Origin of the sequence: Acidisphaera sp. L21 (genome assembly GCF_009765685.1) — a bacterium.
In the GTDB taxonomy this organism is placed as follows: domain Bacteria; phylum Pseudomonadota; class Alphaproteobacteria; order Acetobacterales; family Acetobacteraceae; genus LMUY01.
In genome coordinates this window covers 592-8,998 of record NZ_LMUY01000142.1, presented here as the reverse complement: position 1 = coordinate 8,998, position 8,407 = coordinate 592, and the positions used below count along the sequence as shown (strand labels likewise).

The 8,407-nt window shown below is 67.8% G+C and carries 6 protein-coding genes and 1 pseudogene; 2 read left to right on the top strand and 5 right to left on the bottom strand.

The genetic code is table 11. The features are described from left to right. From GSQ76_RS26160 to acnA, 3 genes are all read right to left on the bottom strand, one after another. Positions 1–1,675: methyl-accepting chemotaxis protein (locus tag GSQ76_RS26160; protein ID WP_158747022.1), on the bottom strand; the 1,675-nt coding region annotated here is incomplete at its 3' end. A 65-nt stretch (positions 1,676–1,740) separates the two neighbouring features. Beyond that, positions 1,741–3,819 (bottom strand): FUSC family protein, encoded by a 2,079-nt coding sequence (locus GSQ76_RS26155; RefSeq protein WP_158747021.1) that lies wholly within the window; start codon positions 3,817–3,819, stop codon positions 1,741–1,743. A gap of 74 nt (positions 3,820–3,893) precedes the next feature. Beyond that, positions 3,894–6,587 carry an aconitate hydratase AcnA gene (gene acnA, locus GSQ76_RS26150; protein ID WP_158747020.1) on the bottom strand — a complete coding sequence of 898 codons (2,694 nt, stop codon included), beginning with the start codon at positions 6,585–6,587 and terminating at the stop codon, positions 3,894–3,896. A gap of 128 nt (positions 6,588–6,715) precedes the next feature. On the opposite strand from acnA, the gene ccmA reads away from it, so the two are divergent. Continuing rightward, entirely contained in the window at positions 6,716–7,288 is a 573-nt protein-coding gene (ccmA, locus tag GSQ76_RS26145; RefSeq protein ID WP_254070641.1) for a heme ABC exporter ATP-binding protein CcmA, read from the top strand. Then, entirely contained in the window at positions 7,288–7,947 is a 660-nt protein-coding gene (ccmB, locus tag GSQ76_RS26140; RefSeq protein WP_158747019.1) for a heme exporter protein CcmB, read from the top strand. The genes ccmA and ccmB overlap by 1 nt, the downstream gene beginning before the upstream one ends. Positions 7,948–7,951: 4 nt before the next feature. On the opposite strand, the gene GSQ76_RS26135 is transcribed toward ccmB, so the two are convergent. Beyond that, positions 7,952–8,176, bottom strand: a complete 225-nt coding sequence (locus GSQ76_RS26135) for a hypothetical protein (protein WP_158747018.1) — start codon at positions 8,174–8,176, stop codon at positions 7,952–7,954. A gap of 141 nt (positions 8,177–8,317) precedes the next feature. After that, positions 8,318–8,407 (bottom strand): annotated as a pseudogene (locus GSQ76_RS32180) (23S rRNA (guanosine(2251)-2'-O)-methyltransferase RlmB); the annotation flags it as partial.

The following is an 8,407-nucleotide window of genomic DNA, read 5'->3' as shown; positions in this document are numbered from 1 at the left end:
TCTGGTTCACCGCGGCATTCACCTCGTGCAGCCCGGTTGCCTGTTCCTGGGCGGATTTGGCGATGGCGGCGATGGCGCCGGTGATCTCTCCCACTTGGGCGACGATGCGGTCCAGCGACTGGCCGGTTTCGCCCACCAACTTCACGCCCTCGCCCACTTGCTGGCTGCTGGCGGTGATCAGCGCCTTGATCTCCTTGGCCGCCGCGGCGGAGCGTTGGGCCAGGGCGCGGACTTCGCTGGCCACGACGGCGAAGCCACGGCCGGCATCACCGGCGCGGGCGGCCTCGACACCGGCGTTCAGGGCCAGCAGGTTGGTCTGGAACGCGATCTCGTCGATCACGCCGATGATCTGGCCGATCTGGTTGGACGAGGTTTCGATCGCGGCCATCGCAGTGACCGCCTGCTTCACGATCGCGCCGGAATGCTCGGCATCGATGCGGGCCTGGCGGACCACATCGCTCGCCTGCCCGGCGCCACCGGCGGTGCGGGTGACGGTGGCGGTGATCTCGTCCAACGCGGCGGCCGTCTGCTCCAGGCTGGCAGCCTGCTGCTCGGTCCGGCGGGATAGGTCGTCGGCGGCCTGGGTGATCTCCCCAGTGCCGGAGCGGATGGCGTTGGTGTTGGCGATCACGGTGGCAATGGTGTCGTTCAATTGGCCGACGGCGGCGTTGAAGTCGGTGCGCAGCCGCTCGTATTCCGGGGCGAAACGCTGCTCGATCATGCAGGTCAGGTCGCCGGAGGCGAGCCGGGCCAGGCTGGCGCCGAGCCCCTCCACCACCACGGCCTGCTGCGCAGCGGCCTCGGCGCGGTCGGCCTCGGTCCGGGTGCGCTCGGCGGCGGCGGCGCTGCGGATTGTGTCGGCCTCGGCCTCCAGCCGCAGCTTTTCGATGGCGGCGTCCTTGAACACCTGCACGGCCTGGCTCATCTCGCCGATCTCGTCACGCCGGGCCAGGAACGGCACCTCGACGGACAGGTCACCTGCGGATAGTGCGCCGGTTTTGCGGGCCAATTGGGCCAGGGTGCGACCAATGGAGCGCCAGAGCAGCAGGCCGAGGCCGCCGGCGAGCAGCAAGCAGGGCAGTGCCACAAAGGTGAAGATGCCTGCGTAATGCAGCAGCACCGCGTCCACGTCGTCGACATAGATGCCCGAGATCACATACAGGCCCCAGTATGGCAGGCCCTTCACGTAGGACAGCTTGCGCACCGGGTCTGTCTGCCCGGGGCGTGGAAAGCGGTAGGTCCAGAAGCCGGCGCCGTCCTTCGCCATGATCTCGCGCGCCGTGCCGATGATGCGCACGCCGTCGGAATCGACGCTGTTGGTGCGGTCGGTGTTCAGCATGACCGGATTGGCAGGCGAGACGACGATGAAGTTCTTGTCGTTGTAGACGGAGACGTAGTTGGTGCCCTCGTAGCGCTCGGCATTCATCGCCTCGAAGAACCGGGCCTGGCCTTCGTCGCGCGTCATCTTGCCTTGCTTGACCTGCGCCTCCAGCGCGTTGGCGTAGCCGACCGACATGTCCACGATCGCATTCAGCTTGCCGCGCCGATCCTCCAGCATCTGGTCGCGCGCCATCCACAGGGCGACGAAGGTCAGGGTCAGCAGGCCCAGGACCGTCACCACCAAGCTGGCGGTGAGCTTGGTGCCGACGCGGCGGTTGTTCAGCCAGGCGATCATCGATGGGCCTCCCAGGGATCGGGAGGAAATTAATGAAAATGCCTGAAGGAAAATTGAATCGTGGGTCAGGCGGCGACGGCGGCGGTCCCATCGAGTAACTCGATCTGCCGGGCGATGCGGGCCAAGGCGTCGGGGGCGCGGCCTGCCGGGCGGGCGCCGGGCACGGCGGCGCCGTCGGCCAAGGCCTTCAACGCCGTGCCGATCCAGTCCCGCCAGGACCGCAGCGCCTCCGGGCCGATGCCGTCGGCATGGTGCGGATCCAGTTGCAGGGCCGACAGCCGGCCGGCCATGCGGCGCAGTGCGGCGTCCACCACCATGGCGGATTGCAAGTCTTCGCGTTGATTGCCCCGCGGCTCGTTCAGCGCGCGGGAGATCGAGGTCTCCAGGTTGTTGCTCGCCACGCCCGCGGCCCGGCGCGCGCGATCCACCGTTGCGGCGTCGCCATCGCCGAGCAGCAGGCTCAGCTCGGCAGCGGCGAACGCGGCATGGGCCAGGATGGTGGTGCGCAACTCCTGCTTCATGCGATCCGGCTCCCAACTGGGCCACAGCAGCAGGCAGCCCAGCACTGCCAGCGCGCCGCCGGCGACGGTGTAGAGCGCGCGGTAGCCGGCGATGAGCAATTCGCCGGTGCCGGGCCGGCTGAACTCCGTCAGCAGCACGACCAACGGGGTGAGCAGGGAGATGAAGGCGCCGTAGTTCACCGAACGGACGGTGAAGGCGATGATGGCCAGCGGGAATAGCGCTGCGGCGATGGCCAGCGGATCGGTGCACACCAGGGCGATGACCGCTGCCAGCAGGCCGCCCAGCACGGTGCCGCCGATCCGCTCCAGCGCGCGCTGCCAGGTGAGCGCGTAGAACGGCTGCATGGTCAGCACCAGCGTGATGATCAGCCAGTGCTGGTAGTGCCCGGTGGTCGACAGGGTGAAGGCCAGCGCCGGTCCGGCGACGACGGCGGCGCGCAGGGCGTGGCGGAAGGCCGCGGATTGCCACTGCAGGTTGGCGCGCACCGGCGTCACCACCCGGTCCCACATGCCGCCCGCTGGAATCGGGTCGGGCAATGATCCAGGGGCCCAGCCGGGCGGTGCCGTCAGCGTGGTGGCGATGCGCAGGCGTTCGACGATAGCGTCGGCGATACCGGCGAGCGCCGGGGTCTCGGCGGTGGCGGCCTGCATCGCATCCAGAGCTGGGCCGATGCGGCCGAGGCGCTGCACGGGGGCGCGGCGGCCGCCTTTGCCAGGGTCGTCGGCGGCGATGGCCTCGGCGATGACGATCAACGCCGGGCGCAGCAAGCGCAGGAGCTTGATGGCCGTAGCCTGCACGGCCGGGTCGCGATCGGCCTCCAGCAGATCGGACAGGGCAATGGTGGCGCCGAACAACTGGTCCACAGCCTCGATCCGAAGAAGGGCCTGCATGGCGCGTTGGCTGGCCTGGCCGCGCACGCGCACCGTGTCCTGCACGGCGGTCCGCGCCCGCTCGATCGTGTCGCGCACCGCGCGGCGATGACCACGGGCATGCGCTTCCCACGCCGCCACATCGGCATTGCCCTGCACCATGCCGAGCAGATCAGCCACCAGGCGCGCGGTGGCGCGATAGGCGTCGGACAGGGCGTGGCGGGCCGGCCGGAAAGGGTGAATGCGCCAGATCACCATCGTCAGCAGGATCGCCCAGGCGCACCCGGCGGCGAAGACCGCAGCCAGCAACGCCGATTCGGCGAAGGGCCGGGGCTCGTCCAGCGCCAGCACCAGCACCACAACTAGCAGATTGCCCGCCTGCATCGCCGCCTGGCCCCATACGCGGGCAAAGGACAATGCGAAGATCCCGAGGCACGCGATAGGTACGCTGGCCACGATGCCCAGCCCGCGCAATGGCCCGAACCCGGCGGTGATGGCCGCGCCGAGCAGCATGAAAGAAACGAGGGCCGGCAAACGCCGACGGATCGGCCCGCCGGAATCACTCAGGCAGGTGAGCAACGCCGCGAGCGCCGCCTCCAGCAAGGGGGGCCAATGCAGCCATTGATCGGCCGCGACGATGAACGCGATGGACAGCGCAGCCCGCGTGCCCTCCGCCAAACTGATCGCCCGTAGGTCGAACGCAATCGGCAGGCGCTTCAGGTTCGCCTCAGGCGTGGTCGCAAGCAGCCGCATCAGGGGGCAAGCCCCTTACGCCAGCCCTCTCCCAAACGGGAAGGGAGAGGGTTGGGTAAGGGTTGCTGCAGGCTTTAGGCCGCCTTCGCCATCCCACGCAGCACGTACTGCAGGATGCCACCGTGGCGGTAGTATTCGACCTCGTCATCCGTATCGATCCGGCACAGCGCGTTCACCGTCTCGCTGGTGCCATCTGCGCGGGTGATCTTCACCGGCACGGTCATGCGCGGGGTGATCGTCTCGATCCCGGAGATGTCGACGATCTCGTCACCCGTCAGCTTCAGCGTCTGCCGGGTCACGCCCTCGGGAAAGGTCAAAGGCAGGACGCCCATGCCAACCAGGTTGGAGCGGTGGATACGCTCGAAGCTTTCCACCAGCACCGCCTTGATGCCGAGCAGCATCGTGCCCTTCGCCGCCCAGTCGCGGGACGAGCCCATGCCGTATTCCTTGCCGCCGAACACGACCAGGGGCACGCCCTCGCTGGCGTATTTCTGTGCCGCGTCGTAGATCGGCATCTCCTTGCCGTCCGGGTAGTGCTTGCTGTTGCCGCCCTCGGCCCCACCCAGCATCTCGTTCTTGATGCGGATGTTGGCGAACGTGCCGCGCATCATGACTTCGTGGTTGCCGCGGCGGGCGCCATAGCTGTTGAAGTCCCGCTGGCTGACCTGGCGCTCCACCAGATATTCACCGGCGGGGGACGCCTTCTTGATGTTGCCGGCCGGGCTGATGTGGTCGGTGGTGATGTTGTCACCGAACAGGCCCAGCACCCGGGCGCCCTTGATGTCGCCCTTGGCGACTGGTTCCATCGTCATGCCCTCGAAATAGGGCGGGTTCTTGACGTAGGTGGAACCGTCGACCCAACCGTAGGTGTCGGTGCCGCCCTCGACCTGGATGGCCTGCCACTCCTCCGGACCCTTGAAGACCTCGGCATAGCGATCGAGGAACTGAGCGCGGGTCAAATCACCCTCGACGATGTCCGAGATCTCCTTGTTGGAGGGCCAGACGTCCTTGAGGTAGACCGGCTGCCCATTCGTGCCGGTGCCCAGCGGCGCGGTGGTGATGTCATCGTTCATCGTGCCGAGCAGGGAGTAGGCGACCACCAGCGGCGGGCTGGCGAGGTAGTTGGCGCGAACCTGCGGATGCACCCGGCCTTCGAAGTTGCGGTTGCCGGACAGCACCGACACGGCGACCAATTTCTCGTTGTCGATCGCCTCGCCAATCGTCTCGTCCAGCGGGCCGGAGTTGCCGATGCAGGTGGTGCAGCCATAGCCGACGAGCGCGAAGCCCATCGCATCGAGGTCGGCGCTGAGGTTCGACTTGTCGAGGTAGTCGGTCACGACCTGGCTACCCGGTGCCAGCGAGGTCTTCACCCACGGCTTCGGCCGCAGGCCCAGCGCCCTCGCCTTGCGCGCCACCAACCCGGCGGCGACCATCACGTATGGGTTGGACGTGTTGGTGCAGGAGGTGATGGCCGCGATCACCACGTCGCCATGGCCAATCTGGTAGTTCTTGCCGTTGACCATCACCTTCTTGGCGATGTCGTTGGCCGGTACGCCCAGGCTCTTGGACAGCTCGGCCTTGAATGCGCTGCTGGCCTGGCTGAGCACAACGCGGTCCTGCGGGCGCTTCGGGCCGGAGATGCACGGCTCGACCGTGGACATGTCCAGTTCCAGCACGTCGGTGAACACCGGGTCGGGCGTGCTGGAGTCGCGCCACATGCCCTGCGCCTTGGCGTATTTCTCCACCAGGTCGATGCGGGCTTCGTCGCGACCGGTCAGCCGGAGGTAGTCCATCATGGCGGCGTCGGTCGGGAAGAAGCCGCAGGTGGCGCCGTATTCCGGGGCCATGTTAGCGATGGTGGCGCGGGTGGCGACGGCGGTGTCGTCCAGGCCGGCGCCAAAAAACTCGACGAACTTGCCGACGACGCCCTTCTTGCGCAGCATCTGCGTCACGACCAGCACCAGGTCGGTCGCGGTGACGCCCTCGTTCAGCTTGCCCGTCAGGCGGAACCCGACGACGTCCGGGATGAGCATGGCGATCGGCTGGCCGAGCATGGCTGCCTCCGCCTCGATCCCGCCGACACCCCAGCCGAGCACGGCGATGCCGTTGACCATGGTGGTGTGGCTGTCGGTGCCGAACAGCGTGTCCGGATAGGCAAATTCCTCGCCCCGGATCTTCGCCGTCCACACGGTTTGCGCCAGGTATTCCAGGTTCACCTGGTGGCAGATGCCGGTGCCGGGCGGCACGACGCGGAAGTTCTCGAACGCCTGGCTTCCCCAGCGGAGGAAGCGATACCGCTCCCCGTTACGGGCGAACTCCATTTCCACGTTGTCGTGCAGCGCCTTTTCGGTGCCGGCGACGTCCACCATGACGGAGTGATCGATCACCAGGTCGACCGGGATCAGCGGGTTCACCTTGTCGGGCTGGCCACCCAGCTTGATGATGCCGTCGCGCATCGCCGCAAGGTCCACCACGGCGGGGACGCCGGTGAAGTCTTGCATCAGGATGCGGCTGGGGCGGAACGGGACTTCGGCCGGGCTGGTGCCGGTCTTGACCCATGCGGCGATGGACTTGGCGTGGTCCACGGTGGTGGCGCCGCCGTCCTCAAACCGCAGCACGTTCTCCAGCAGGACCTTAAGGCTCACGGGGAGGCGCGAGACGTCGCCGAGGGTCTTTTCCGCCTCCGGAATGGAGAAATAAGTGTATGGCTGGCCGCCAGCAGTGAGTGTCTGCCGCGTCTTCAGGCTGTCCTGCCCCGTGCTCTTCATCGGTTGCCTTGCTCCTTAGGCCGGCGCAGGAATGCGGCGCGGTCTCACTGCTGATAGAGGCAGCGTTCTAGAGCATAGGCGCGCGCGGGTCCACCGTTCGGCGGCTAATTAGGAGAGGCGTACTGTCGTTGGAATCGGCGCTGGTGCGGGTGCAAGATGTGGCGGCATTCCGCGGGGAACGGCTGGTTCTGTCGGGTGTGTCAATGAGCGTGCAGGCCGGGGGCGCGGTGTTACTGCTAGGTCCGAACGGGTCGGGCAAATCCACCCTGTTGCGCGTGCTGGCTGGGCTGAAGCGGCCGGATGCGGGGTCGGTCAGCTGGCCGGATGTGGCAGTGCCGGTTGCCTATCTAGGACATGCCGACGCGATCAAGCCCGGGCTGACGGCTACCGAAAATTTGCGTTTCGCCGCCGCGGGGCGACCCGTCGCCCCTGCCCTGGCGGCGCTGGGCCTGGCGGCATTGGGCGACCTGCCGGCGCGCATGCTGTCGGCCGGGCAACGCCGCCGGCTGGCGCTGGCCCGGCTGGCGCTGAGCCCTGCCCCGCTATGGCTGTTGGACGAGCCGACGTTGGGACTGGACGCGGCATCCCTGGAACTGCTGGCGGAGTTGCTGGCAACGCACCGGGCGGGCGGTGGCGGCGTTGTGGCAGCGACGCACCAGGACATCGCGTTGCCCGGCGCAACGCTGCTGCGGCTCGGCTGATGTTCCTTCGCCTACTGGGCCGCGAATTGCTGCTGTCGCTGCGCCATGGCGGCGACACGTTGGCAGCCGTGATGTTCTTCGTGCTGGCGGGGGCGCTGTTCCCCCTGGCGATCGGCCCGGCGCCAGAGGTGCTGGCGCGGCTGGCGCCCGGCGTGGTGTGGGTGTGCGCCCTGCTGGCCGCCCTGTTGCCGCTGGACCGGTTGTTCGGGGCTGATGGGGACGACGGATCGCTGGACCAGCTCCTACTCAGCGGCCTGCCCGCCCCGGCCGTGGCGCTGGCCAAGGCGATGGCGCATTGGCTGGTGACCGGGCTGCCGCTGCTGGTGGCCGCCGGGCCGCTGGCGCTGATGCTGCGGATGGACCCACACACCCTGCCGGCCTTGCTGGCGGGTCTGCTGCCGGGCACGGCGGTGCTGTCGCTGTTGGGGACCACGGCGGCCTGCATCGTGCTGGGCGCGCGGCGCGGTGGAGTGTTGCTACCGCTGCTGCTGCTGCCGCTGGCAACGCCAGTGCTGATCTTCGGCGCTGCCGCGGCAGATGCAGCGGCAACCGGGCTCAGCCCACGGCCGCATCTGCTGCTGCTTTGTGCGCTGCTGGCAGCCGCACTTCCCCTGTGCCCGCTGGCAGCGGGTGCGGCGTTACGCTCGGCAGCGGATTAGTCGTTCAGGCTTGGCCGACCGGGCCTAGTGCGTCCTGGCCGTTCACGCGCACCACGCCGGCCAGCAGGCGTAGCGCATCCGGGCCGCCGCGATCGCGCAGGCAGCCGGTTTCCATTTCCGCGGCAAGCATTTCGGCCTGGTCTGCGATGATCTCCGCGGCGCGGCGCAGGGCCTCACGCGACAGCACAAGCTGAAGATCGTCAGACAGGATATTCCAATCGGCGAGCATCGTTGCTCTCTCCCGGTCTGCCGTTTTTGGCTGGTGATACCGCTGTGAAAGACGCGCGGCCATGCCAAGGTTTACAGGCGTATGGTTAACGGGATGTTCTGCGCACCGGCTCAAATGAAAGGCCGGTGCGCTTTTTGTCACCTAGTTTCGACGGCCCAACTCGTACAACGCCACGGTGGCAGCGGCCGACACGTTGAGGCTTTCCATGTTGCCGGGCATCGATAGCCCGGC